This window comes from Kineococcus aurantiacus, assembly GCF_013409345.1.
GTDB classification, from domain to species: domain Bacteria; phylum Actinomycetota; class Actinomycetes; order Actinomycetales; family Kineococcaceae; genus Kineococcus; species Kineococcus aurantiacus.
The window spans coordinates 1899603-1924502 of the sequence record NZ_JACCBB010000001.1 but is presented as its reverse complement, the minus strand read 5'-3'; the positions used below and the strand labels follow the sequence as shown (position 1 = coordinate 1924502).

The window sequence follows — 24900 nt, the reverse complement described above, 5'->3', positions numbered from 1 at the left end:
ACCCCGGGGTGGTGGCTTGAGGCCCCCACCCGGGGGTCAGCCGGCGCCGGGGCGGTCCATCCGCAACCGGCGCTCGGCGCCGACCGTGAAGTAGTCCGAGGGACCCCCGCCGCGCAGCAGCGGGTCCAGGGCCAGGGTGTCGACGACGCCGTCGACGAGGACCCGCTCGTCGAGGTGGACCGCGACGACCTCACCGAGCACCAGCCACGCGCCCACCCCGCGCTGCCCCGCGTCGGTCAGCTCCTCCACGCGGGTCACGCGGCACTCGAAGGCGGCCAGGGCCTCGCCCACGCGCGGCGGGCCGACGATCGTCGACGGCTGCGGGGTCAGCCCGGCGAGGGCGAACTCGTCGACGTCGGCCCCGACCGCCGCCGACGTCGCGTTCATGGGCTCGGCCAGCGCGACCGAGGCCAGGTTCCAGACGAACTCCCCGCTCGCCTGCGCGTTCGTCACGCTGTCCTTGCGGCCGATGCTGGAGAACCCCACGATCGGCGGGCGGTAGTTGAAGAGGTTGAAGAAGCTGTAGGGGGCCAGGTTCAGCGTCCCGTCCGGTCCCGTCGTCGAGACCCAGCCGATGGGCCGGGGCGCGACGATCGAGTTCAGCGGGTCGTGCGCGAGGCGGTGGCCCTCACGGGGCTCGTACGAGTGCACGGGCCGGGACGCTACAGCGACAGGCTGGGGTGCAGCTCGGCGACCGTCCAGGTGCGCCGGCGGTGGCAGGCCAGCACCGTGACCCCCAGCGCCAGCACCCCGAACCCGGCCAGCACCGCCGCGTCCGCCCACACCGGGCCCGCGGCGGCCCCCGCGATGAGGTGGCGCAGCCCGTCGGCCGCGTACGACATCGGCAGGAACGGGTGCAGCGCCCCGAAGAACGCCGGGGACGTGCCGACGGGGTACGTGCCGCCCGCCGACGTCAGCTGCAGGACGAGCAGCACGAGCGCCACGAGCCGCCCCACCCCGCCCAGCAGCGCGTTGAGGCACTGGTGGATCGCGGTGAACACCACCGCGACCAGCGCCGCGAACAGCACCGTCGCGACGGGGTTCGGCGAGGCGATCCCCACGGCCAGGAACAGGACCAGGCACAGCACCACGGCCTGCGCCACCCCCAGCAGCGCCCCCGGCGCCCAGCCCGCGACGGCCGCCCGGTACGAGGAGGCCGTGGAGGCCAGCGCCCGCCCGGACACCGCGCGCAGCACCATGTACGTCACCATGCCGCCGACCCACAGCGAGACCGGCACGAACAGCGGGGCCAGGCCGTCGCTGTAGCGGGGCACGGCGTGCTCCTTGACGCGCTCGGCGGCGACGGGGGAGGCCACCACACCGGCCCGCTCGGCGCCCTCGGCGCCGTAGTCGGGGACCTGCTCGCGGCCGTCGGCGAGCCGGGTCCGCAGGGTGCCCGCGCCGTCGGCGAGCTGGCGGGTCCCGTCGGCGAGCTGCGCGGCGCCGTCCTGGGCCTGCGTGGTGCCGTTGGCCAGCGCGGTGGCGCCGTCGTCGACCCGCGCCGCGCCGCCGGCCAGCTGCGCGGCCCCGTCGGCGGCCGAGCGGGCGCCCGTGGCCAGGGTGCGGGTGCCGGTGGCGAGGCCGTCGGCACCGTCGGCGGCCCGGGCGACGCCCTGCTGGAGGGCGGGGGCGGCGTCGGCGAGCTGCCGCGCGCCGCCGGAGACGGCGGCCGCGCCGTCGGACAGCTGCCGCGCCCCGGTGGCCAGGGCGTCGACCTGCTGCCGCACCTGCTGCGCGGCGCCGTCGAGGGAGCCGTCGCCGAGGGCCTGCTGGGCCTGCTCGAGCGTCGCGACGGCCTGGGCGAGGGTGGGGTCGCCGGGGTCGGCGGCGGCCAGCGCCCGGGCCTGCTCGAGCAGCTGCCCCACGAGGGGCCGCAGGTCCTGCGCGGTGCCCAGGGCGGGCAGGACGCGGTCGGCGGCGGCGGCCACGGCGTCGGCGCCGGTGGCGACCTGCGCGGCGCCCGTGGCGACCTGCGCGGCGCCGTCGGACAGCTGCGCGGTCTGCGCGGGCAGGGCCGTCGTGGCGGTGCGCAGCTGGTCCAGGCCGGTCGCCAGCTGCCCGGCGCCCGCGGCGGCGCCGTCGGCGCCCGCGGCGACCCGGGCCGTGCCGTCGGCCAGGTCGGAGGACCCGGTGCGCAGCTGCCGGGTCCCGTCGACGAGCTGCGCCGCGCCGTCGCCGAGGTCGCCCAGCCCGACGACGAGGGAGGTGGCGCCCTCGTCGGCCCGCGTCGCGCCGTCGGCGAGCTGCCCGGCGCCGTCGGCGGCCTCGCCGAGGGAGTCGTGGACCTGCGAGAACGCCACGTAGACGTTCTCCAGGTAGTCGGTCGTGGCGCCGGCGGCGACCCGCGTGCGGATCGTCGTGGCGACGGTGTTCGTGACCTGGCCGAGGATGTAGTTCTCGGCGTCGTCGGTCGTGACGGTGATCCGCGCCTGCTGCGGGTCGTCGCCGCCGGTGGAGGCCAGCGCCGCGGAGAACCCCTCCGGGATGCGCAGGACGGCGGCGTACTCGCCGTCCCGCAGCCCCTGCGCGGCCTCGGCCTCGGTGGCGGCGCGCCAGGTGAAGCCCGCCGCGGCGTCGGGCCCGGTGAGCTCGGCGACGAGGTCGCGGCCCGCGTCGACGGTGCGCGGGGAACCGTCGAGGCCCGTCACGGTGGCGGGGCGGTCGGAGTCCACGACGGCGGCCCGCAGGTGCGGCAGGCGGCTCACCGGGTCGGTGTTGGACCACAGGTACAGCCCGCCGTAGACGAGCGGGACGAGCACGACGGCCAGCACGGCCAGCCGGGTGATCGTGGTCCGCCGGAACCGGGCGAGCTCGAGGCCGGGGAGGGAGAAGCGGGGGATCACGGTCCGTCCTGTCACGGGTCGGCTCACCGGTCGGCGAGGTCGAGGAGGGTGTGGTGGTCGCCGGAGCGCCAGCGGACGTCGGAGGTGTCCGAGCAGCTGGCGACCACGGTCAGCGGGGTCGTCCCCCGCAGGGCGGCCAGCGAGGCCCACGCGCGGCGGCGGTCCTCGCCGCGGCGCAGCGAGTCCACGTCGTCGACGACGAGGACGTCGGGCCGGCCGATGAGCGCGAGCACGACCCCCAGGGTCATCCGCTCCAGCGGGTCGAGGTCGCTGACGAACTCCCTGGGCCGCAGCGCGGGGACGTCCGCGCCGGCGTCGGCGGTGCGGGCCAGGACCTGCCCGGCGCGCTCGAGCTGCTCGCCGACCTGCGCGTCGCTGACCCACGGGCGGTGCCACGGCTGGTGCAGGACGAGGCGCTCGGCGACGTGCTGCTCGACCGTCAGGGCGTCGTCGAGGTCGTTGACGCCGCGGACCTCGGCGAGGGCGACGCGGCGGCGGACCGCGCCGGCGCGGGCGGGCAGCGGTTCCCCGAGCACCGCGAGGTGCCCGGCGGTGGGCCGCATGCGCCCGGCCAGCGTCAGCAGCAGCGACGTCTTGCCCTGCCCGGCGCGCCCGCGCACGACGAGCACCGAGCCCTCGGCGACGTCGAGGTCGACGCCGGAGTAGACGGTGCGGCCGCCGGCGCGCAGCTCCAGGCCCTCGGCACGGATCACGGGCCGGTCCACGGGCTGGTCCACGGGCTGGTTCACGGGGTGACCTCCTCGGTGAACGTCTCCAGGGCGGTGGTCAGCAGGCGGGTCCCCACCCCGGGCGGTTCCCCCAGCAGGTGGGCCGTCACGAGCCCCTCGTGGGCGGTGACGAGGGCGCGGACGAGCTCGTCGGCCGCCACGGTGGGCCGGCGCCCGACCCGGGCCAGGGCGTCGAGCAGGACGGGGGCGAGCCGTTCGCGCAGCGCCGCGCGCCGCGCGGCCAGCGCGCGGGCCGCGTCGGGGTTGCGCAGGGCCTGGGCGGTGAACTCGGTGCGGACCGCGTGCCACTGCCGGTCCACGGGCAGGACCTCCACGACGTGGGCGACGACCTGCTCGAGGTCGGTGCCCGGCAGGCCGCCGGCGAGGCGTTCGGTGACGCGCTCGACGAGGGCGGCGGCCTGGTCGGCGTGCAGGGCGGCGACGACGTCGTCCATGGTCGCGAAGTTGGAGTAGAAGGCACCGCGGGTGAACCCGGCCCGCTCGCAGACGCTCTCGACGCTGCTGCGGGCCAGGCCCTGCTCGCCGAGGACGTCGAGGGCGGCGGCCAGGAGCTTGGCCCGCGTCTCGGCGCGGCGCCGGGTGGTCGTGGTCACGGGACGAGCGTACGCGAGTTCGATACGAAATGCACTGAGTACGGACTGGATCCACCCCGCTGCGTCCCGTCCCGTGATCAAGCACTCCCGTGATCAAGCACTCCCGTGATCAAGCACTCCCGTGATCAAGCACTCCCGTGATCGAGCACTCTCGTGCTTGATCACCGCCGTGCTCGATCACCGCTGTGCTCGATCACCGATCACCCGCGGGTGGCGCGCCGAGCGGCGGCCCCTCCGGCGGGCCCGGTGTGGTGGTCCTGGGAAGGTCACGTGCCCGGGCACCTCGGGCTCCTAGGCTGGGCCCGCGCGGACACGGCCTGTGCGCCGCGCACGGGGGATCGAGCGGGGGACCACAGGTGACGAACACCGACCATCCGGCGCAGCAGGAGACCGGGCGGCCGACCGGGGCCCGGCCGCGACGGTCCTGGGCCCGCCGCCCGGCCACCTGGGTCGGCCTGGGGGCCGTCGTCGTGGCCGGCGGGTACTGCGCGGCGGCGCTCGCGCTCGGCGGGCAGGCCCCGCGCGGCACGACCGTGCTGGGGCAGGACGTCGGCGGGCAGGACCGCGCCGCGCTGGACCGCACCCTGACCCGCAGCGCGCAGGAGCTGCGGGCCCGCCCCGTCGCCGTGCAGGTCACGGGGGCGGGGGCCTCGACGTCGGCGGAGGTCGTGCCGGCGCAGGCGGGGCTGTCCCTCGACGTCGACCGCACCGTCGAGCGGCTCACCGGCCCGGCGTGGGCCCCCGCCCAGCTGTGGCGGCACCTGGCCGGCGGCGAGACCGTCACCCCCGACGTCGACGTCGACACCGGTGCGCTGGAGGCCGCGCTGCGGCCGGTGGCCGACGCCGTGGCCGTCGCGCCGGTCGAGGGCGCGGTGACGTTCGACGTCCGCGCCGACGGCTCGGTCGAACCGGCCGTCACCGCCCCCGTGCCCGGCCGCGCGCTCGACGCGCGGGAGGCGGCGGGGCAGGTCGCCGACCGCTGGCTGGGCGGGGGGCCGGTCCCGCTGCGCGCCGACGTCGTGGAGACCTCGGTCGACGCCGCGGGGATCGACGCCGCGGTCGACGGCCTCGCGCGCCCGGCCGTGGCGGGCGACCTCGTCGTCGCCGGCGGGGGCCGGGAGGTCACGCTGGCGCCCGCCGCGTTCGCCCGGTCGCTGGCCGTGCGCCCCGTCGACGGGCGGGTCGCCCTCGTCGCGGACGGCGAGGGCCTGCAGGCCGCCGTCACCGCCGCCGACCCGCAGTTCGAGACCGCCCCGCAGGACGCGCGGATCGAGATCGTGGGGGACCGGCCCCAGGTCGTGCCCGCCGTGGCCGGCCGGGCCGTCCCCGCGGCGGACCTGGCGACGGCGGTGACGGGGGCGCTCACGGGCGCGGCCCCCTCGCGGCGCGCGGAGGTGGCGCTGGCGGAGTCCCAGCCGGGCCTGACGACGGAGGAGCTGAGCTCGCTGGGCATCGTCGAGCGGATCTCGACGTTCGCCACCAAGCTGACCCCCGACGCCCAGCGCACCGACAACATCCGGATCGCGGCCCGGTACGTCGACGGCACGATCCTGCGGCCGGGGGAGGAGTTCTCCCTCAACGACACCGTCGGCGAGCGCACGCCCGAGCGCGGTTTCCACAAGGCCCCCGTCATCTCGGGGGGCCGGCTCGTCGACGACTACGGCGGCGGGGTCTCGCAGCTGTCGACGACGCTGTTCAACAACGTGTTCTTCGCGGGGCTGGACGAGATCGAGCACAAGCCGCACTCGCTCTACATCTCCCGCTACCCCGAGGGCCGCGAGGCGACGCTGGACTGGCGCAGCATCGACAACCGCTTCCGCAACGACTCCGGCCACGGCGTCTACGTCCAGGCCGGGATCGTCGGCAACCAGGTCGTGGTGTCGATGTACGGGACGAAGTTCCGGGACGTGGAGTCGATCACCTCCCCGCGGCGCAACGTCCGGACCGGGCGGACGGTCTACGACACGTCGGCCGGCTGCACGCCGAACTCGACGCCGCACACGGGGTTCACGGTGGACGTCACGCGCGTCATGACGCCCGTGGGGGGCGGCCCGGAGGAGCGGGAGACGTGGACGACGGTCTACAACTCCGACAACCGGGTCGTCTGCGGCCCCGACCCCTCGACCCCGAAGCCGGCGCCCACGCCCACCGCGCCGGCCACGGCGAGCGCCCCGCCCGCGACGCCCGCGCAGTAGGCGGGGCGCGGGCGTCGCGGGCGGGTCACAGGGGCAGGACGTCCAGGTCGACGGCGCGGACGGGCCACAGGTCGAGGTCGAAGCGGACGCCGGGCAGGGCGTGGGTCAGCTCGGACTGCAGCCGGAACCCCTCGCTGGCGTAGGCCGTGCAGGAGGCGGGGGAGTCCCAGCCGCACAGGTCGACGGGGTGGTGCTCGTCGAAGTAGGCCTGCCAGCGCAGCAGCCCGGTGCGCAGCCGCTCGTCCAGGCCGAGGTCGTCGAGGTGCGTGGGGCTCAGGACGAACCCGCCCATGTCCGCAGGGGCCCACACGGGGGTCGGCACCTGGTAGTCGCTCATGAGTCGCAGACGCTCAAAAGGCACCCGACGAGGGTAGGGCCTGCGCGGGGGTGCTGTGGACCAGCGCCAGCCGTTGTGGCGCAACACCTCACGACGACACGACGTCGTAGGTGCTGTCCGACGGGTCGACCGGTCGTCGTGACGCGACCGTGACCCGCCCTGACGCACCGTCGCCGCGGCCCGTCGACAGGTGGTCCACAGGCGCGCGGCTGAACCGCCCGGGCCCCCTGCAGCGTGCTCCCCGTGCAGGCCCCGTCCCCCGACCCGCGAAGGTGAGCCCCGTGAGCAGCACCCGGACGACCGACCGACCGCCCGCCCCCGGCCGCCCCCGCCGCCGCCGGGCCCTGTGGACCACCCTCGCCGTGGTCGCCGCGCTGCTCGTCCTCGCCGCGGTCGCCGGGCCGCGCCTGTACGCGCGGCTGGAGTCCGGCAAGGCCGCCGCGCCCCTCGCGCCGTCGGCCGCGGCGCCGGCCGCCACCCCCACCGGGGCCAGCACCGACCCCACCCTCGACGGCACCTGGGCGCTGGTGCCCGGCGGCACCGCCGGCTACCGCGTCGCGGAGGTCCTCAACGGCCAGGACATCACCGTCACCGGCCGCACGTCGCAGGTGAGCGGGGACCTGACGGTCGCCGGCGGGCAGCTCACCGCCGCCACCGTCTCCGTCGACCTGGCCTCGGTCACCACCGACTCCAGCCAGCGGGACAACCAGTTCCGCACCCGCGTCCTGGACGTCGCGCAGCACCCCACGGCCGACCTCGCCCTCACCGCCCCCGTCCCCCTCGGCGGTCTCGACGTCGGCTCCCGGCTGGCCGTCACGCTCCCCGCGACCCTGACGCTGAACGGCACCACCCGCGACGTCAGCGTCCCGGCCACCGTCGAGCGGACCGCGCAGGACGCCGTCACCGTCACCGGGTCCCTGCCCCTGACCTGGTCCGACCACGGCGTGCAGGCCCCCGACCTGGGCTTCGTGAAGGTCGAGGACACCGGCACCGTCGAGTTCTCCGTCAGCGCCCGCCCCGCCTGATCCCGTCCCGTCGATCCGCTGCGGCGCCCCCCGGCGGGCGCCTACCCTGACCGCATGTCGTCCGCAGGAGCGGTGGACCCGCTGCTCCTGCGCGCGTGGCAAGAGGTCTCCGAGGGGATCATCGTGCTCGACGCGCACGAGTGGCGCGTCCTGCACGTCAACGCCGCGGGTGCGGCGGTCTACGGCCTGGCCCCCGCCGACCTCCTGGGCCGGCTCCTGTCGCAGGTCTTCCCCGGTGCCGTCGGCAGCGACTTCCACGCCCAGCTGCGGCGCACCCGCGCCGAGGGCGGCCTGGTCACCTGGACCGGGCCCGTCCCCGGCACCGACCGCTGGATCGCCGTGCGCGCCCAGCGCGTCGACGAGCAGGTCCTGTGCTCCTTCCGCGACGTCACCGCCGAACGGCGCCTGGAGCTCGAGCGCGACCAGCTGACCCGCTCCCTGCAGCGGTCCCTGGACCACACCACCGTGCTCCTGCGCCTGTCCGAGGCCCTCACCGCCACCCGCACCGTCACCGACGTCGCCCGCGCCGCCGTCGAGGCCGCCCGCGAGGGCTTCGGCGCCGCCTACGCCGCGCTGTCCGTCGTCGACCACGAGCGCCAGCTGCTGCGCACCCCCTTCACCGGCGAGTACGCCCCCGGCGCGCAGGAGGAGTGGGCGGACCTGCCGCTGGACGGCCCCGGCCCGGGCACCCTGGCCCTGCGCGAGGGGCGCCCCCGGTTCGACGACGCCGCGAGCCTGCGGACGGGCTTCCCCGAGCTCGCCCACCGCTGGGAGGTCGCCCACGTCCGCTACCTGGCGACCGTGCCCCTCGTCGCCGCGGGCCGCACCGTGGGGCTGCTGACGATGGTCTGGCACGAGGACCTGGAGCTGTCCGAGAACCAGCGCGCCCTGCTGCGCTCCCTGGCCTCCTACACGACCCAGGCGCTGCAGCGGGCCCTGCTGCTGGCCGAGCGGACCGCCGCCGCCCGCACCCTGCAGACCTCGATGCTCACCACGGACCTGCCGCAGGTCGGCGACCTCGAGCTCGTCGCCCGCTACGTGCCCGCCCACGCCGGGGACCAGGTCGGCGGCGACTGGTACGACGGCGTCGTGCTGCCCGACGGCACGACCCTGCTGGTCATCGGCGACGTCACCGGCCACGACGTCACCGCGGCCGCCGAGATGGGGCAGCTGCGGATCGCGCTGCGCGCCCTGGCCGTCGACCGCGACGACCCGCCCGCCGAGCTCCTGGACCGGCTGGAGTCCGTCGTCAGCTCCCTGCGCGCCGACGCGATCCTCGCCAGCTGCCTCGTCGCCCGCGTCGAGCAGACCCCCCGGGCGCGGGCCGCCGGGGTGCGGACGGTGCGCTGGGCCAACGCCGGGCACCCCCCGCCCGTGCTCGTCCTGGCCGACGGCACCGCGCGCGTCCTGGACGCCGAGCCGGACCTGCTGCTGGGCGTGGGGGCCGGCCGGCGCACCGACCACGTCGTCGACGTCCCCGTCGGGGCCACCCTGCTGCTCTACACCGACGGCCTCGTCGAACGCCGCGACGAGGACCTCGACGCGGGCATCGAGCGGCTGCGCGCCAAGGCCTCCGGGCTGGCCGGCGCGGACCTCGCCGCCGGGCTGGACCAGCTGCTGGCCGAGACCGGCGGGGCCGTGGGGGACGACGTCGCGCTGCTCGCGGTCCGGTTCCACGCCCAGGGCTGACCTACGATCTCCGCGTGAGTGAGCACAGCGTGACGCCCGAACCCGCCGAGGACGTCGTCTTCGAGGGGCGGACCGGGGTCGCGCACCCCATCACCCGCTACCACACGCCCGTGCTGCACCACCCCTGCACGCCCGTGACGGTCTTCGACGACGACCTCGTCCAGCTCGTGGCCGACATGTTCGCCTCCATGGCCGCCGCCGACGGCGTGGGCCTGGCCGCCAACCAGATCGGCGTCGACGCGCGCGTCTTCGTCGTCGACTGCCCCGACGACGACACCGAGACCACCGGGGAGAACGTCGTCGCGCACGTCGTGAACCCCGTCCTGCACCTGCCCACGGGCCGCAAGCGCCGCCTCGACCTCGACGGCGAGGGCTGCCTGTCGGTGCCGGGCGAGTACGCCGAGCTGGCCCGCCCGGACCGGGCGGAGGTGACGGGCGTGGACGTCCACGGCGACCCCGTGCGGATCGTCGGGACGGGTCTGCTGGCCCGCTGCCTGCAGCACGAGGCCGACCACCTCGAGGGCGTCGTCTACGTCGACCGGCTCCCCGCCGCGCAGCGCGAGGAGATCCTCGCCGCCGCCGGCCTGGCCGCTCCCGCGGGGGACGGCGCGTGATCGTCCTGGGGATCGAGTCGTCGTGCGACGAGACCGGCGTCGGTCTCGTCTCCGAGGGCGTCCTGCTCGGTGACGCCCTCGCCTCCAGCATGGACGCCCACGCCCGCTTCGGCGGGGTCGTGCCCGAGGTCGCGGCCCGCGCGCACCTGGAGTCGATGCTGCCGGTGCTGCACGAGGCGCTGGGGAAGGCCTCGCTGGGGCTCGGGGACGTCGACGCCGTCGCCGTCACCGCCGGGCCCGGGCTGTCCACGGCCGTGCAGGTCGGGCTCGCCTCGGCCAAGGCCCTCGCGTTCGCCCTCGGCAAGCCGCTGTACGGCGTGCACCACCTCGCCGGGCACGCCGCCGTCGACGTCCTGGAGCACGGGCCGCTGCCCTCGTGCTGCGTCGCGCTCGTCGTCTCCGGCGGCCACACGTCGCTGCTGCTGCTCGGCGACCTCGGCAAGGACCCGATCGTGCACCTGGGCGACACCGTCGACGACGCCGCGGGGGAGGCCTTCGACAAGGTCGCCCGCGTCCTCGGCCTCGGCTACCCCGGCGGGCCCGTCGTCGACCGGGTCGCCCGCGACGGCGACCCGCACGCCATCGCCTTCCCCCGCGCCCTGTCCCGCCCCTCCGACCCGGCGTACGGGTTCTCCTTCTCCGGGGTGAAGACGGCCGTCGCGCGCTGGGTCGAGGCCCGCGTCGACGCCGGCGGGGAGGTGCCCGTCGCCGACGTCGCGGCCAGCTTCCAGGAGGCCGTCGCCGACGTCCTGACCCGCAAGGCGCTCGCCGCGTGCCGCGAGCACGGCGTGGACACGCTGCTGCTCGTCGGCGGGGTCGCGGCGAACTCGCGCGTGCGGGCGCTGGCCGAGGAGCGGTGCGCGGCGGCGGGGATCGAGCTGCGGGTGCCGCCGATCCGGCTGTGCACCGACAACGGCGCGATGATCGCCGCGGTGGGGGACCTGCTCGTGCGCGCGGGGGCCCCGGCGTCGGGGCTGGACCTGGGCGCGGACCCGTCGGCGCCGCTGACGGGCGCGCTGCTGCACGGCCCCTGGACCTGACGGCACTTCCCCGCCCGTGCGTACGTTGGGTGCTTGGAAGCTCCCCGGACGAAAGGCGTCGGACCCGTGGCCATCGACTACTCGAAGAAGGCGAACGAGCCTGAACCCCCCCGCCCGGGGGGTGTCTCGCTGTCGAAGGTGACGCTGACCAAGTCAGCCCCGAAGGTGTCGCTGTCCAAGACGGGGGCGACCGGCGGGACCCTGCGCGTGCACCTGGCCTGGAACGCCCGCCCGGCCGCCGCGGCCCCCGCCTCCGGCGGGTTCTTCTCCAAGCTCAAGGCCGCCGCCGCCCCGCAGAGCGGCATCGACCTCGACCTGGGCGCCCTGTACGAGTTCACCGACGGCTCCAAGGGCGTCGTGCAGGCCCTGGGCAACGCGTTCCGCGACCGCGGCGCGGGGGACCCGCTCGTGTGGCTCGACGGGGACGACCGCACCGGCGGCGGCGGGGAGAACCTCTTCGTCGACCTGCGCGACGCGGCCCGCCTCAAGCGGGTCCTCGTCTTCGCGTTCATCTACGAGGGCGTCCCGAACTGGGCCGCCGCCGACGGCGTCGTGACGCTGCACCCGGTGTCCGGGCCCGAGATCGAGGTGCGCCTCGACGAGCACGACGACCGCTCGCCCATGTGCGCCATCGCCCAGATCGTCTCCGACGGCCGGGAGGTGTCGGTGCAGCGCGAGGTGCGGTACGTGCAGGGCGGTCAGCAGGCCCTCGACGAGGCCTTCGGGTGGGGCATGAAGTGGCGGACCGGGCGCAAGTAGCCGCGCGGTCCGGATCGTTGTGACAACGCTCGCAGTCATCGGCAGCGTTGTCACAACGATCCGCCCCCCTCCCCGGCCCCGGGCCGCTCAGCCCGGGGTCGGCCCCTCGAACCGGGTGCGACCCGAGCGCGGGGCGGCCGACGACAGCGGGTCGGTGATGTCCTCCAGGCCCTTGCCCTCGGCGTCGACGCCGAAGAACCAGGCGATGACGCCACCGGCGAGCATGATGGCCGCCCCGACGAAGTAGCCGACCGTCAGCGGCCCGCGGTCGGTGCCGTCGCCGATCAGGGCACCGAACAGCGACGGCGCGGCGACCCCGCCGACGAGCTGGGAGATGGCGAAGAAGTACGAGATCGCCTGCCCGCGCAGTTCGAGCGGGAAGATCTCGCTGACCGTCAGGTACGCCGACGACGCGCCCGCGGAGGCGAAGAAGAAGATGACGCACCAGAACACCGTGTGCGTCGTCGCCGACAGCGTCCCGGCGTGGAAGAGCACGGCGCTGACGGCCAGCAGCACCGCGGAGACGCCGTAGGTCGCGAAGATCATCTTGCGCCGCCCGACGGTGTCGAACAGCTTGCCCAGCAGGAGCGGACCGGCGAGGTTGCCCGCGGCGAACGGGAAGAAGAACCACCCGATCGAGCTGGACCCGACGCCGTAGAAGTGGTTCAGCACCAGCGCGTAGGTGAAGAAGATGGCGTTGTAGAGGAACGCCTGCGTCACCATCATCGAGAAGCCCAGGAATGACCGGCCCCGGTACCGGCTGAGCATGACGCGGGTGATCTCCCGGTAGCTCACCGAGGCGTGCGGGTGGATCGTCAGCGCCTTCTCCGGCGGGACGTCCTCCAGCTCCCGGCCCTGGGCCCGGATGCCGCCCTCGATCTCGTCGACGGTCTCCTCGGCCCGCTGCTCGTACCCGTGGGTCATCAGCCAGCGGGGGCTCTCGGGGATGTGCCGGCGCAACCCGATGATCGCCAGCCCGATGACCGGCCCGATGAAGAAGCCGATCCGCCAGCCCCAGTCGATGTCGATGAGGTCCGGGTCGAGCAGCAGGATGCTGGCGGCGGCCCCGACCATGGCACCGGCCCAGTAGGTGCCGTTGACGGCGATGTCGACGCGGCCGCGGTAGCGGGCGGGGATGAGCTCGTCGATGGCCGAGTTGATGGCCGAGTACTCCCCGCCGATGCCGACCCCGGCGATGAAGCGGAAGACCAGCAGGAACCACAGGCTGAACGACAGGCCCGCGATGCCGCTGGCCACCAGGTAGATGGCCAGGGTCAGCATGAAGATCTTGCGCCGGCCGACCTTGTCGGTGATGCGCCCGAAGACGAGGGCGCCCACGACCTGGCCGAGCAGGTAGATCGACCCCATCAGGCCCACGTCGGTGGCGGTCAGGTGCAGGGTCGCCCGGTCCTGCAGGACCGTGCCGACGCTGGAGACGATCTGGATCTCCAGCCCGTCGAGGATCCAGGACACCCCCAGGCCGACGATGATCATCCAGTGGAAGCGGGTCCACGGCAGCCGGTCCATGCGGGCCGGGACGAGACTGCGGACGACCAGGCGGCCGTCACTGTCGGTGGTGGCGCTCACAGCACCTTCCTTCGTTCGGCGTCGTCGCCGGGGACAGCGGGGGTCACTCCTCTGGGCCACCGCCCTGCGGCCCGGCGAAGCTACGCCCGCCGCCACCGGTTCGCTCGGCGAACCGTGTCCCGAGGCACCCGTCCGACGGGTCAGGCGCGGGGCAGCGGGAGGGTGAGGACCGTCGCCCCGGCCTCGTCGAGCACCTCGAACCCCGTCGCGTCGGCGCGCAGGACCGCGGCCTGCATGTCGCAGGTCAGCTCCTCCGCGCCCACCCCGAGGAACTCGCCCGCGGGACGGGTGGCGCCGTCGGCGGTGCGCACGACGGCGCGGTAGGTCCGGCCGGCGGCGAAGCCCGAGGCCTCGAAGGTCACCTCCACCCCCCACGTGTGCGGCACGACGACGGCGGGGGCCTCGGCCCGCACCCCCGCGGCCACGACGGTCAGCGGCAGCTCCTCGACGGCCACCACCGGCGCGGGGTCGCGGCCCGCGACCTGCCACGTGACGCCCGTGGCGACCCCGGCCGCCACGACCGCGGCGGCCGCCGGGACGAGGACCGAGCGCAGCCGCCGCGTCCGGGCCCGGCGCCGTTCCCGCCGGTCGCGCAGCACCGACTCCTCGCGCACGGCGGCCAGGACGCGCTCGCCCAGCTCCCGCGGCGGGGCGGACGGGCCCGGCAGCCGGTCGGGGTCGACGAGGCGCAGGTCGGCGCGCAGCGGCTCCAGCTCGGCGAGCTCGGCGCGGCAGTCCGCGCAGCCGTCGAGGTGGGCCTGGACCCGAGCCGCGTCCGCCGGCGGCGTCAGGCCGAGGGCGTGCAGGCCCAGCAGCTCCCGCAGCTCCCTGTGCTCCCGGTCCGGGTCGGTCACGGCTCCACCCCCATCTCGTCCATCGCCACCCGCAACGCCTTCAGCCCGTAGAACACGCGGCTGCGGACCGTCCCCACCGGGACCCCCAGCTCCGCGGCCACCTCGGCCGGCGGACGGTCCCGCAGGTACGTCTCGACCACCGCGGTCCGGTGCTCCGGGGACAGCCGCCGCAACGCCTCCTCGACCACCCACCCCCGCAGGACGTCCTCGCCGGGGTCCTCGCCCACGGCGCCCGGGGCCCTGTCGGTGAGGTCGGTGACGTCCGCCACCAGAGCACCCTGCCAGGGGCGCGCCCCGGCCGCCCGCACGTGGTCGAGCAGGGTGTTGCGGGCGATGGCGAACAGCCAGACCCGCAGGCTCGCGAGCGCCGGGTCGTAGCGGTCGGCCGCGCGCCAGGCGCGCAGGAACGTCTCCTGCACGACGTCCTGCGCGGCCGCCGCGTCCCCGAGCCCGCGCAGCGCGAACCGGTACAGCTCGCCCCCGTGCGCCGCGTAGGCGCGCGCGACGTCGGCCTCGTCGCGCAACCCGTCGGGGCGTCCCGCGCCGTCCTGCAGCGCCGAGCCCCCGCGCCGTCCGTGGCGCCGTCCCATGCTCCTCCGTCCGTCCTGCCCACGGCCCCGCTCCGGGCCGGGCCCGGCGGTCCCCCTCAGCCCGCCGGACCCGGCGTCGGTGCGCCTCAGGACAACCGCAGCGCCAGGTCGGTGACCTCCGCGTCGAGCGTCCCGACCTCCGTCGCCGCGCCCGTCAGGAGCGAGACCCGGTACAGCACGGACCCCCCGCCGCTGGGGACGACGAGGTGGCCGGTGGTGCCCGTGACGTCGAAGCCGACGCTGCCGGAGACGTCGACGCCGAGCTTCCCGGTGGGTGCGAGCGTGCCCGAGTTCGCCGGGGACTGCACCGCGACGACGTCGTCGCCCGTGCCGATGACGAACAGCGTCGTCGCCGTGGCGGGGTCGGTGTCGTCGTTCGTGTACCCCGCCGCCGTGACGCCGGTGGTGGTACCGACCGCGGGCGGCGTCGTCAGCGGGGTGTCGGCGACGGTGGCGGGGTAACCGGCGTCGGTGCCGGCGAAGGACTGCCGCAGGTTCTGCCCGCTGTCGGACACGATGCGCAGGGCGTTGGCGACGGGGTTGAAGTCGACGCCGAACGCGCTGCCCTGCAGCGGGACGGTCAGCCGCAGCACCTCCGTGGCCGTGGCGGCGTGCACGTCGAGGCGGTAGACGCCGCCCCGGTCGCCGACGCCGTAGACCTGCCCGTCCTGGACGCGGGCGTCGATGCCGACGAGCTCCGCGTCGCCGGTCAGGCCCTCCAGGGGGCCGGTGGTCCTCACCGCACCCGCGCGGGCCGTGGAGAACGTCACGAGGCGGGTGCCGTCGACGAGGCCGACGGCGCGGGGTGCGTCACCGCGGCCCGGGGAGCCGTGGGAGGGGGCGTGGGAGGGGGCGTGGGAGGGCCCGCCGGCGCTCGCGGCGGTGGCCGAGCCCAGGCCGACGAGGGTGAGGGCGGCGGCTGCGGCGGCGGCGGTGATCGCGGTACGGGGTCGCACGGGGTTCCTCCTGCTGGTCCGGTGGGGTGTTCCGGTGCCCGGCGGTCGCCGGTCGGGGGTGTGTACGCGCCCCACCGCCCCCGCGTTCAGCGCCCCTCCGGAGCGACGGCTAACCTCGTCGCGTACCCGCGAGAGCAGGCTGTCGAGGAGGACGACCGTGACCACGCCGCAGGACCAGTCGACGACATCCACGGTGCCGCCGAGCCCGGAGTTCGCGGCGCAGGCCGTCGCGCAGGCCGACCTGTACGAGCGGGCCGCGGCCGACCGGCTGGGCTTCTGGGCCGAGCAGGCCCGTGAGCACGTCACCTGGGACACCGACTTCACGCAGACCCTGGACTGGTCGAACCCGCCGTTCGCGAAGTGGTTCGTCGGCGGGAAGCTGAACGTCGCGGTGAACTGCGTCGACCGGCACGTCGCGGCCGGCCACGGCGACCGCGTCGCCTTCCACTTCGAGGGCGAACCGGGCGACACCCGCACCGTCACCTACGCCGAGCTGCACGAGCAGGTCCAGCGCGCCGCCAACGCCCTGGCCGCCCTGGGCGTGGGGGCCGGGGACCGGGTCGCGATCTACCTGCCGATGCTCGTCGAGTCGGTCGTGGCGATGCTCGCGTGCGCCCGCCTCGGCGCGGCGCACTCGGTGGTGTTCGGGGGTTTCTCCGCCGACGCGCTGAACTCCCGCATCAACGACGCCGAGTGCAAGGTCGTCATCACCTGCGACGGGTCCTACCGGCGCGGCAAGCCCACCACGCTCAAACCCGCCGTCGACGCGGCCCTGGCCAAGGGCGCCCCCAGCGTCACCCACGTCCTGGTCGTCCAGCGCAACGGCGAGGCCGTCGACTGGACCGAGGGCCGCGACGTGTGGTGGCACGAGGCGCTGGGAGCCGCTGCGCCGCACCACGAGGCGGAGGCCTTCGACGCCGAGAACCCGCTGTTCATCCTCTACACCTCCGGCACCACGGGGAAGCCCAAGGGCATCCTGCACACCTCCGGCGGGTACCTCGTGCAGACGGCGTACACGACGCGGAACGTCTTCGACGTCCGGCCCGAGCGCGACGTGTACTGGTGCACCGCCGACATCGGCTGGGTCACCGGGCACTCCTACGTCGTCTACGGCCCGCTGGCCAACGGCATGACCCAAGTGCTCTACGAGGGCACGCCCGACACCCCCGGCAAGGACCGCTGGTGGTCCATCGTCGAGAAGTACGGCGTGACGGTCCTCTACACCGCGCCCACCGCGATCCGCACCTGCATGAAGTGGGGCGAGGAGCACCCCGCCGGGCACGACCTGTCCTCCCTGCGGGTCCTGGGCAGCGTGGGGGAGAACATCAACCCCGAGGCGTGGAACTGGTACCGGCGGGTCGTCGGCGGCGGCCGCACGCCCATCGCCGACACCTGGTGGCAGACCGAGACCGGCGCGCACATGATCGCCCCGCTGCCCGGGGTGACCGCGCTGAAGCCGGGCTCGGCGCAGGTGCCCGTGCCCGGGATCGTCGCCGAGGTCGTCGACGACGCCGGTGAGCCCGTCCCGCACGGCCAGCCCGGGTACCTCGTGCTCACCGAGCCGTGGCCGGCGATGCTGCGCGGCATCTGGGGCGACGAGCAGCGGTTCAAGGACACCTACTGGGCGCGGTTCCCGGGCCGGTACTTCGCCGGGGACGGCGCCAAGCGCGACGAGGACGGCGACATCTGGCTGCTGGGCCGCGTCGACGACGTCATGAACGTCTCCGGGCACCGCCTGTCGACCGCCGAGATCGAGTCCGCGCTCGTCTCGCACCCCGACGTCGCCGAGGCCGCGGTCGTCGGCGCCACCGACGAGACGACGGGCCAGGCCGTCGTCGCGTTCGTCATCCTGCGCGGCGGTCACGAGCAGGGCCCGGGCACCGTGGCGGACCTGCGCGACCACGTCGCCAAGGAGATCGGGCCCATCGCCAAGCCGAAGTCGATCATGGTCGTGGCCGAGCTGCCCAAGACGCGCTCGGGCAAGATCATGCGCCGGCTGCTGCGCGACGTCGCCGAGCACCGCCAGCCCGGCGACGTCACGACCCTGACCGACTCCTCGGTCATGGACGCCATCACGCAGGGCATGAGCGCCACCCCCGCCGACTGACCCGCCGACCGACCCGCCACCGAACCTCCACCGCACCCCCTCCCACCGGGACGACACCGGGGGAGGGGGTGCGCCAGGGTGGGGGCGTGGAAGCGCGCCCTCGCCGATCGCTCACCGGGACCGTCGTCGCGACGGGGGTCGTCGCCGCCGGGGCCGCCGTCGTCGGCGCCCCGGACTGGTTCGGGCTCGCCGGGGAACGGCCCTTCGTGTGGACCGTCCCCTTCCGCGTGCCCACCGGCGTCGGCCTGGCCGGGCTGGCCCTGGCCACCGGGCTGGCCGGCCTGCGCTGGCGGCGGGCCCTGCCGGCGGCCACGGCCCTGGCCCTGGCCGCCGCCGGGTCGCTGGGGGCCACCGCCGCGCGCGGCGTCTCCGCCGGCGACCTGCCCCCCGCCCGCGCCGGGGACGTGACGTTCCTGGCCGCCAACGTGCTCATGGCCCGCGCCGACCCCGCCGGCGTCGCCCGCCTGGCCACCGACGCCGGCGCCGACGCGGTGTCCCTGCCGGAGTCGACGCAGGCCTACGCCGACGACGTCGCCGCCCGCATCCGGGACCGCACCGGCACCGGCGTGCAGGTCTTCTACCTGCCCGACCGCGAGGGCGGCTACGGCACCGCGCTGCTGGTGTCCCAGCGCCTGGGGGAGTACCGGCCCACCGGGGAGCTCACCGGCGGCGTCAAGGCCGTCGTCACCGCCGCCCCCGTCTCCGGCGAGGGCCCCGTCCTGGCCGCCGCGCACACCGCCGCCCCCGTCCCCCGGCTCGTGGACGACTGGGGCGTGGAGGTGCGGGCCGTCGCCGACTGGTGCGCCCGCACCCCCGGGGCGCTGCTGGCCGGTGACCTCAACGCCACGCTGGACCACCCCGGGCTGCACCTGCGCGGGTCGTGCGTCGACGCCGGGGAGCAGACCGGCACGGGCGCGCGCGGCACCTGGCCGGCGAAGTACCCCGCCGTCGTGGGCGCCACCATCGACCACTCCCTGGCCGACGGGGAGCGCTGGCGCGCAGTGGGTTCGCGCGTCGACACCATCCCCGGCAGCGACCACCGCGCCCTCACCGCGCGGTGGCGGCCCGTGCACTGACCGCGCGCGGCGCTGCTCCGCCCGGCTGAAGCCCCGACGAGATCACCGGATCGGGCCCGCGGGGAGGTTGAGAGTCGTAGGGTCGTCCTGGTCGTCGCTCGTCCCCCCTGTGCGAGAGCGACCCCTGCGTCGCCGTCGGTCCCCCCGCCGACGGCGACGCGCTCACCCGGCGGTGCACGCGCTGGACCCAGCTCCTAGGCTCTGCCCGGCGCCCCGACTCCCGTGCGGGGGCGCGACCGGCCTAGGAGGATCTCGATGACCACCCTGAACGACCGTCCCGTCGGGGCTCCCGAACGCACGATCGGTCAGCTCGTGGCCGACGCGACGAAGGACGTGAGCGAGCTCGTCCGCTACGAGATCGCCCTGGCGAAGGCCGAGATCACGGCCGACGTCAAGAACGGCGCCATCGGCGGCGGCCTGTTCGCCGTCGCCGGCGTCCTCGGCTTCGTCGCCTTCGTCTTCCTCGGCGTCACCGTCGCCTTCGCCCTGCACGAGGGCGCCGGCTGGGACGTCTGGCTGAGCTTCCTCGTCGTGGCCGCCGCGATGCTCGTCGTCGCCGGCGTGGCCGCGGCGATCGGCTTCGGCCGCGTCAAGCAGGTCCGCCCGCCCGAGCGCACCATCCGCACCACCAAGGACAGCGTCGCGGCCATCAAGGCCGCCGCGACCGGCAAGCCCGTCGCCAAGACCATCACCGGTGGGCCCACCTCGGGGGCGACCAGCGCCCGCAGCATCGGGCACTGACCGTCCCGCGCTGACCGTCCCCACCGGTGCCCCCCGCTGCCACGGACGTCTCGGCCGTCCTCGTCGAGGGTCCGTGGCGGCACCGGCTCGTGGCCGCTCACGGCGCCCGGTTCCACGTCGCCGAGCTCGGTGAGGGGCCGCTGGTCCTGCTGCTGCACGACTTCCCGCAGTTCTGGTGGGCGTGGCGGCACCAGCTCGTGGCGCTGGCCGCGGCCGGCTACCGCGCCGTCGCGATGGACCTGCGCGGGTACGGCGCCTCGGACAAGCCCCCGCGCGGGTACGACACCCCGACGTCGGCGGCCGACGTGGCCGCCGTCGTGCGGGCCCTCGGCGAGCGCGACGCCGTCGTGGTGGGCCTGGGCATCGGCGGCCGGACGGCGTGGGCGCTGCCGTCCCTGCACCCAGAGCAGGTCCGCGGCGTCGTCGTCGTCGGCGCCGGGCACCCGCTGCTGAGCGCGCGCGTCCTGCGCGACCGCGTGCGCCAGCCCTCGGGGGCCGACACGACCCGCACCGCCTTCTGGCGGCAGGTGCCGGCCCTGCCCGAACGGTCCCTCGTCCACGGCGACGGCGTCGAGCGGGTCCTGCGCGAGCGCGCCGGACCCGGCTGGCCCGGGGCCGGGGAGGTCGCCCGGTACGCCGAGGCGGTCCGCGTCCCCTTCGTGGCCCACTCCGCGTTGGAGTACCACCGGTGGATCGCGCGGTCGGCCCTGCGCGCCGACGGCCGCCGGCTCGCCGCGGCCCTGCGCGACGGCGTCGACGTCCCCGTCCTGCAGGTGCGCGGGGCGCTGGACCCCACGGTCTCGGCCGGGACGCTGGAGGCCGCCGCCCGCTACGCCCGCGGCCCGCACCGCCTGCACGAGGTCCCCGGCGTCGGCCACTACGTGCCCGAGGAGGACCCCGAACGGTTCGGGGCCCTGCTGGCCGGGTGGCTGGCCCGCTGGTGACCGCGCCGGCGGCCCCCGGGCGCGTCAGTCGGCGGTGCAGGCCCCCGTGCCCACCGCGGCCGTGCTCGACCCCGCCGCGGCCAGCACGGCGTCCAGCTCCGCGGGGGCCAGCGCGTAGCCGGTCCCGGCGTCGTCGAGGGACTTGGCGAACACGACGCCCGCGACCCGCCCGTCCTCGGTGAGCAGCGGGCCGCCGGAGTTGCCCGCCTGGACCGTCGCGGAGACCGAGTAGACCTCCCGCACGACGTCGCGCGCGTCGTGGATGTCGCGGCCCTGGGCGTTCAGGAGCTGGCGGACCCGCGCCGGCACCGCCGAGTAGCCGCCGTCCAGGGGGAACCCGGCGACGACGGCCGCGTCACCGGGCGCGAGCTGCCCGCTGCGCGGCAGCGGCTGCACCGCCAGCCCCGGCACGTCCAGCACCGCCAGGTCCCGGTCGGGGTCGAACGCCACGACCGTCGCCGGGTACTGCCGGCCCCGCCCGCCGGGCTGGACCAGCGGATCGGCGACCCCGGCCACGACGTGCGCGTTGGTCACCACCCGGGCCGCCCCGCCGGTGCGCGCGGCGACGAACCCGCTGCCCTCCAGGCCCCGGCGGCAGCTGTCCGCGACGCCGGTGACCTTCACGACGGCCTCCAGCGGCTGCCGCAGCGCCTCCGGCGCCTGCGCGGGCGGGTCGGCCACGGGGACGATGGGCTCGGGGGACAGGCCCGTGAAGACGCGCGGGAACCCGTTGGCCTGGGCCGCGGACCAGAAGCCGCCCAGGACGTCGCCGGCCGCGGCGGGGACGGCCGCGTCGACGGCCGTGACGACGCGGGACCCGGTCACCGCCTGCACGACCCGCGGCAGCGGCGCCTGCCGGGCCGCCCCCGCCACGACCCACACCACCAGCAGCGTCGCGACCCCACCGGCCACGGCCCCCAGGAGGGCGTCGAGGAACCGCGCCGGGGCCCACCGCACGTGCGCGCGCAGCCGGGCCGCGACCAGGCCCAGCAGCACGCGCCCCAGCCCGGCCAGCACGACCGTGCCCGCGACGACGGCCAGCGTGCGCGCCAGCCCCGCGTCCCAGCCGGTCACGAGGCGCGGCAGGACGACGACGCCCACGGCCGCGCCGCCGACGAGCCCGGCCAGCCCGGCCAGCCCCACGAGCAGGCCCTCGCGGTACCCGGCGACGACCTGCGCGAGCAGCACGAGGAGCAGCACGACGTCCAGGACGTCCGACGCGCTCACCGCCGGCCCCCGGCCCACTCCAGCGCCTCGGCCAGCGACAGCGGCGCGGGGTCCTCCCGCGGCGGCGGCAGCAGGCCCCCCAGGTCCAGGACCCGCACGAGCACCTCGGCCGTGAAGCCCCACACCAGCAGCCCCCGCACGGCGAACGCGGGACCGGTGTAGCCGCCGGGCCCGCGCACCCGCCGGGCGCCGGCGAACAGCTCGCCCAGCGCCACGCGCTCCACGCGGGCCACCTCCGAGGGGTCCACGACCCCCACCGGGCACGGCGCGCGCCAGTACCCCACGACGGGGGTGACGTGGTGCCCTGAGTGGGCCAGCGCCAGCGGCGGCAGCTCGCCCACGACGTCCACCCCGGCGGGCACCAGCCCCGTCTCCTCGGCCGCCTCCCGCAGCGCCGTGGCGGCCGCGTCGGCGTCACCGGGGTCGGACCGGCCCCCCGGGAAGGCGACCTGCCCGGAGTGCTGGCGCAGCGTGGCGGCCCGCTCGGTGAGCAGCACCTCCGGCCCCGCGGGGCCGTCGGCGAACAGCACGAGGACCGCCGCGGGCCGGGCCCGGCCCCGCACGGCGCGGTCCTCGCGCCAGCGCAGGTCGGCCGCGGTGACGTCGGGCAGGCGGGCGGCCAGCGGTCGCAGCCACGGTGGCAGGCTCACGCGGGGACCGGGCCCTTGACCAGCGCCGCCGCCCGCACCGGGTCGGTCTCCCCGATCCCCGCCGACGGGCACAGCCGCAGCACGGGGCACGCCCCGCACGCCGGGCGCCGGCTGTGGCAGGTGCGCCGGCCGTGGAAGATCACCCGGTGGTTGAACATCGTCCAGTCCCGGCGCGGGATGAGCGCGGCCAGGTCGGTCTCCACCTTCACGGGGTCCTCGTGCGTCGTGAAGCCCAGCCGCCGCGACAACCGCCCCACGTGGGTGTCCACCGTCAGGCCGGGCACCCCGAACGCGTCGCCGAGCACGACGTTCGCCGTCTTGCGCCCCACCCCGGCCAGCCGGACGAGGTCGCGCTGGCGGGGCGGGACCTGCCCGCCGTGGTCGGCGACGAGCTGCGCGGCCAGCTCCAGCAGGTTGGCGGCCTTGGCCCGGAAGAACCCCGTCGGGCGGATCAGCTCCTCCAGCCGGGCCCGGTCCGCGGCCGCGAGCGCGGTGGCCGTGGGGTAGGCCGCGAACAGCGCCGGCGTGACCTGGTTGACCCGCGCGTCGGTGCACTGGGCCGACAGGACCGTCGCCACGAGCAGCTCGAACGGGGTGGTGAAGTCCAGCTCGCAGTGGGCGTCGGGGTAGTGCTGCGCGAGGAGCCGGTGGACGCGCCGGGCACGGCGGGTGCGGGCCAGCTGCGTCTCCACCCCGGGGAGCCTACGACCCGCCCGCGGGGCCGGTGACGGGCCTGCCTCCGGGAGGGTGACACCCCGTCAAGCGCGCGGCGGCGCGCGACGACACCGGACCCATGCACCCGCGCGACGCCGACCCGGTTGACCGTCCCCTCGACCGCGACGACCCCGGGGTCCCGCTCGGGTCGTCCTTCGTCCCGGTGCTGTCCGGCGTGCTGGAGGCCGCCGACGACCTCACGTGCCGCCGGGCGGTCCGCGTGGAGCTGGCCGAGCTGCCGCTGCCGGCCCTGCGCCGCCGCCGCGCCCTGCTGCAGGAGGAGGTCCGCCGCGTCCAGCACTGGCACCGGCTCGTCCGCGCCCGCCGGGACCTGCTGGTCGCCACCGCCTGCGGGCCCGAGGAGCTGCAGGTGCCGGTGGAGGCCGCCAGCCACGGCGGGCCGCTGGACCAGCACCTCGACCACCCGGGACACCCCCTGGAGCAGCACCTCGAGCGCCGGATCGACCTCGACGCCGGCACCGGGCGGTCCCTGGACCCGGCCCGCGGGCTGCGCGGCCTGCTGCTGCTGGACCGGCCCATCCGCGGGGGCGGCCTGCCCGACCAGCTGCAGGAGCTGTCCGGGGCCCAGCAGCGGCTGGCCGGGTACGAGGACGCGCTGCTGGCCGAGCTGGCGGTGGCCACCGACGTCCTCGCCGAGCGCTGCCGCGCCCTGTTCCGGCCCGCGGGGGCCTGACCGGGGGGTGTGCGGCAGACTGGTCCTGGAGGCGCCGGCGTGACGGGCGTCACGAGACGGTCGACCAAGCAGCGGGTCGCGTACGGGAGGTCCTTCGGTGGAGCACGGGGTCGAGCACGGGGTGGACGACGATCGTCCCTCCGAGCGGGTCGCCGAGCGTTTCGGGGACCGCGGCGGTGAGCGGCCCGGGGACGTGGTGCGCCGGGCCCCGCTGTTCGCCGCCCTCGACGACGAGGCGGCCGCCGAGCTGCTGGAGTCGATGGAGCCGGTCCACCTGGACCGCGGTCAGCAGCTCTTCGGCGAGGGCGAGCCCGGGGAGCGCGTCTTCGTCGTGCGCACCGGCAAGATCAAGCTCGTGCGCAGCTGGCCCGACGGCCGCGAGAACCTCCTCGCCGTCCTGGGCCCGGGGGAGATGTTCGGCGAGCTGTCCCTGTTCGACCCCGGACCGCGCACCAGCTCCGCCCGCGCCGTGTCCGAGGCCGAGCTCATCGCCCTGGGCCACGACGAGATGATGCGCTGGCTGGCCCGGCGCCCCGAGGTCGCCAAGCACCTGCTGCGGGCCCTGGCCCAGCGCCTGCGCCGCACCAACGTCGCCCTGGCCGACCTCGTCTTCACCGACGTCCCCGGCCGCGTCGCCAAGGCCCTGCTGGACCTGTCCCGCCGCTTCGGCCGGCCCATCGCCGACGGCCTGCTCGTGGCCCACGACCTGACCCAGGAGGAGCTGGCGCAGCTCGTCGGCGCCTCCCGGGAGACGGTGAACAAGGCGCTGGCGGACTTCGCCTCCCGCGGGTGGCTGCGGCTGGAGGCCCGCGCGGTCGTCCTGCACGACGTCGAGCGGCTGGCCAAGCGCGCCCGCTGACCCGGCCCCACCCCACCGTGATCGAGCACTGCGGTGATCGAGCACGTGCTCGATCAC

24 protein-coding genes are annotated in these 24900 nt (G+C 76.3%); 12 read left to right on the top strand and 12 right to left on the bottom strand.

The features are described 5' to 3' along the window. Positions 1-36: 36 nt before the first annotated feature. From BJ968_RS09285 to BJ968_RS09270, 4 genes are read right to left on the bottom strand one after another with little or no spacing between them, the layout of a single operon-like run. Entirely contained in the window at positions 37-651 is a 615-nt protein-coding gene (locus BJ968_RS09285) for a flavin reductase (RefSeq protein ID WP_179751161.1), read from the bottom strand. Positions 652-662: 11 nt separating this feature from the next. Then, positions 663-2843 carry a YhgE/Pip family protein gene (locus tag BJ968_RS09280; protein WP_179751159.1) on the bottom strand — a complete coding sequence of 727 codons (2181 nt, stop codon included), beginning with the start codon at positions 2841-2843 and terminating at the stop codon, positions 663-665. Positions 2844-2866: 23 nt separating this feature from the next. After that, the gene (locus tag BJ968_RS09275; protein ID WP_179751157.1) at positions 2867-3592 is read right to left on the bottom strand and encodes an ATP-binding cassette domain-containing protein; all 726 of its coding nucleotides are present in this window, start codon (positions 3590-3592) and stop codon (positions 2867-2869) included. After that, entirely contained in the window at positions 3589-4185 is a 597-nt protein-coding gene (locus BJ968_RS09270) for a TetR family transcriptional regulator (protein ID WP_179751155.1), read from the bottom strand. Before BJ968_RS09270 ends, BJ968_RS09275 begins: the two co-directional genes overlap by 4 nt. Before the next feature lie 356 nt (positions 4186-4541). Between BJ968_RS09270 and BJ968_RS26495 the strand changes: the two genes are divergently transcribed. Continuing rightward, positions 4542-6380: a VanW family protein gene (locus BJ968_RS26495; RefSeq protein WP_179751153.1), complete on the top strand. Its 1839-nt coding sequence runs from the start codon at positions 4542-4544 to the stop codon at positions 6378-6380. Between the two features lie 25 nt (positions 6381-6405). On the opposite strand, the gene BJ968_RS09260 is transcribed toward BJ968_RS26495, so the two are convergent. Continuing rightward, positions 6406-6741 (bottom strand): hypothetical protein, encoded by a 336-nt coding sequence (locus BJ968_RS09260; protein ID WP_179751151.1) that lies wholly within the window; start codon positions 6739-6741, stop codon positions 6406-6408. 257 nt (positions 6742-6998) lie between these two features. On the opposite strand from BJ968_RS09260, the gene BJ968_RS24370 reads away from it, so the two are divergent. The 5 genes from BJ968_RS24370 (at position 6999) to BJ968_RS09235 (ending at position 11844) form a co-directional block, all read left to right on the top strand. Then, positions 6999-7742 (top strand): YceI family protein, encoded by a 744-nt coding sequence (locus tag BJ968_RS24370; RefSeq protein WP_218884953.1) that lies wholly within the window; start codon positions 6999-7001, stop codon positions 7740-7742. Between the two features lie 54 nt (positions 7743-7796). Further along, entirely contained in the window at positions 7797-9431 is a 1635-nt protein-coding gene (locus BJ968_RS09250) for a SpoIIE family protein phosphatase (RefSeq protein ID WP_179751150.1), read from the top strand. Between the two features lie 14 nt (positions 9432-9445). Then, positions 9446-10045: a peptide deformylase gene (def, locus tag BJ968_RS09245; protein WP_343077922.1), complete on the top strand. Its 600-nt coding sequence runs from the start codon at positions 9446-9448 to the stop codon at positions 10043-10045. Continuing rightward, the gene (gene tsaD / locus BJ968_RS09240; RefSeq protein ID WP_179751148.1) at positions 10042-11085 is read left to right on the top strand and encodes a tRNA (adenosine(37)-N6)-threonylcarbamoyltransferase complex transferase subunit TsaD; all 1044 of its coding nucleotides are present in this window, start codon (positions 10042-10044) and stop codon (positions 11083-11085) included. The genes def and tsaD overlap by 4 nt, the downstream gene beginning before the upstream one ends. 66 nt (positions 11086-11151) lie before the next feature. Then, the gene (locus BJ968_RS09235) at positions 11152-11844 is read left to right on the top strand and encodes a tellurium resistance protein (protein WP_179751146.1); all 693 of its coding nucleotides are present in this window, start codon (positions 11152-11154) and stop codon (positions 11842-11844) included. An 87-nt stretch (positions 11845-11931) separates the two neighbouring features. Here BJ968_RS09235 and BJ968_RS09230 read toward each other — a convergent pair whose 3' ends face one another. The 4 genes from BJ968_RS09230 to BJ968_RS09215 form a co-directional block, all read right to left on the bottom strand. Beyond that, the gene (locus BJ968_RS09230; protein WP_179756458.1) at positions 11932-13371 is read right to left on the bottom strand and encodes an MFS transporter; all 1440 of its coding nucleotides are present in this window, start codon (positions 13369-13371) and stop codon (positions 11932-11934) included. Positions 13372-13571: 200 nt separating this feature from the next. Beyond that, positions 13572-14285 (bottom strand): zf-HC2 domain-containing protein, encoded by a 714-nt coding sequence (locus BJ968_RS09225; RefSeq protein ID WP_179751144.1) that lies wholly within the window; start codon positions 14283-14285, stop codon positions 13572-13574. Next, positions 14282-14875, bottom strand: coding sequence for a sigma-70 family RNA polymerase sigma factor (locus tag BJ968_RS09220; RefSeq protein WP_179751142.1), 594 nt, complete (start codon positions 14873-14875; stop codon positions 14282-14284). The genes BJ968_RS09225 and BJ968_RS09220 overlap by 4 nt, the downstream gene beginning before the upstream one ends. Positions 14876-14961: 86 nt before the next feature. After that, positions 14962-15831 (bottom strand): DUF4394 domain-containing protein, encoded by an 870-nt coding sequence (locus tag BJ968_RS09215; RefSeq protein WP_218884950.1) that lies wholly within the window; start codon positions 15829-15831, stop codon positions 14962-14964. 157 nt (positions 15832-15988) lie between these two features. Here BJ968_RS09215 and acs point away from each other — a divergent pair, with 157 nt between their 5' ends. The 4 genes from acs to BJ968_RS09195 all read left to right on the top strand — a co-directional run bounded on the left by acs (position 15989) and on the right by BJ968_RS09195 (position 20699). Further along, complete coding sequence (acs, locus tag BJ968_RS09210) at positions 15989-17938, top strand: acetate--CoA ligase (protein ID WP_179751140.1); 1950 nt, start codon at positions 15989-15991, stop codon at positions 17936-17938. Between the two features lie 86 nt (positions 17939-18024). After that, a complete protein-coding gene (locus tag BJ968_RS09205) occupies positions 18025-19014 on the top strand; it encodes an endonuclease/exonuclease/phosphatase family protein (RefSeq protein WP_179751138.1) in 990 nt (329 codons plus the stop codon). A 255-nt stretch (positions 19015-19269) separates the two neighbouring features. Then, positions 19270-19755, top strand: coding sequence for a phage holin family protein (locus BJ968_RS09200; RefSeq protein ID WP_179751136.1), 486 nt, complete (start codon positions 19270-19272; stop codon positions 19753-19755). 26 nt (positions 19756-19781) lie between these two features. Further along, positions 19782-20699 (top strand): alpha/beta fold hydrolase, encoded by a 918-nt coding sequence (locus BJ968_RS09195; RefSeq protein ID WP_179751134.1) that lies wholly within the window; start codon positions 19782-19784, stop codon positions 20697-20699. Positions 20700-20723: 24 nt separating this feature from the next. Here BJ968_RS09195 and BJ968_RS09190 read toward each other — a convergent pair whose 3' ends face one another. The 3 genes from BJ968_RS09190 to nth are packed head-to-tail and all read right to left on the bottom strand — an operon-like array spanning position 20724 to position 23268. Continuing rightward, the gene (locus BJ968_RS09190) at positions 20724-21926 is read right to left on the bottom strand and encodes a MarP family serine protease (protein ID WP_179751132.1); all 1203 of its coding nucleotides are present in this window, start codon (positions 21924-21926) and stop codon (positions 20724-20726) included. Then, positions 21923-22576: an NUDIX domain-containing protein gene (locus tag BJ968_RS09185; RefSeq protein ID WP_179751130.1), complete on the bottom strand. Its 654-nt coding sequence runs from the start codon at positions 22574-22576 to the stop codon at positions 21923-21925. Before BJ968_RS09185 ends, BJ968_RS09190 begins: the two co-directional genes overlap by 4 nt. After that, entirely contained in the window at positions 22573-23268 is a 696-nt protein-coding gene (nth, locus tag BJ968_RS09180) for an endonuclease III (protein ID WP_179751128.1), read from the bottom strand. Before nth ends, BJ968_RS09185 begins: the two co-directional genes overlap by 4 nt. 101 nt (positions 23269-23369) lie before the next feature. On the opposite strand from nth, the gene BJ968_RS09175 reads away from it, so the two are divergent. Together BJ968_RS09175 and BJ968_RS09170 are read left to right on the top strand one after the other, a co-directional pair. Next, positions 23370-23984: a hypothetical protein gene (locus BJ968_RS09175; RefSeq protein WP_179751126.1), complete on the top strand. Its 615-nt coding sequence runs from the start codon at positions 23370-23372 to the stop codon at positions 23982-23984. A 193-nt stretch (positions 23985-24177) separates the two neighbouring features. Next, positions 24178-24843, top strand: coding sequence for a cyclic nucleotide-binding domain-containing protein (locus tag BJ968_RS09170; protein ID WP_179756453.1), 666 nt, complete (start codon positions 24178-24180; stop codon positions 24841-24843). Positions 24844-24900 lie beyond the last annotated feature (57 nt).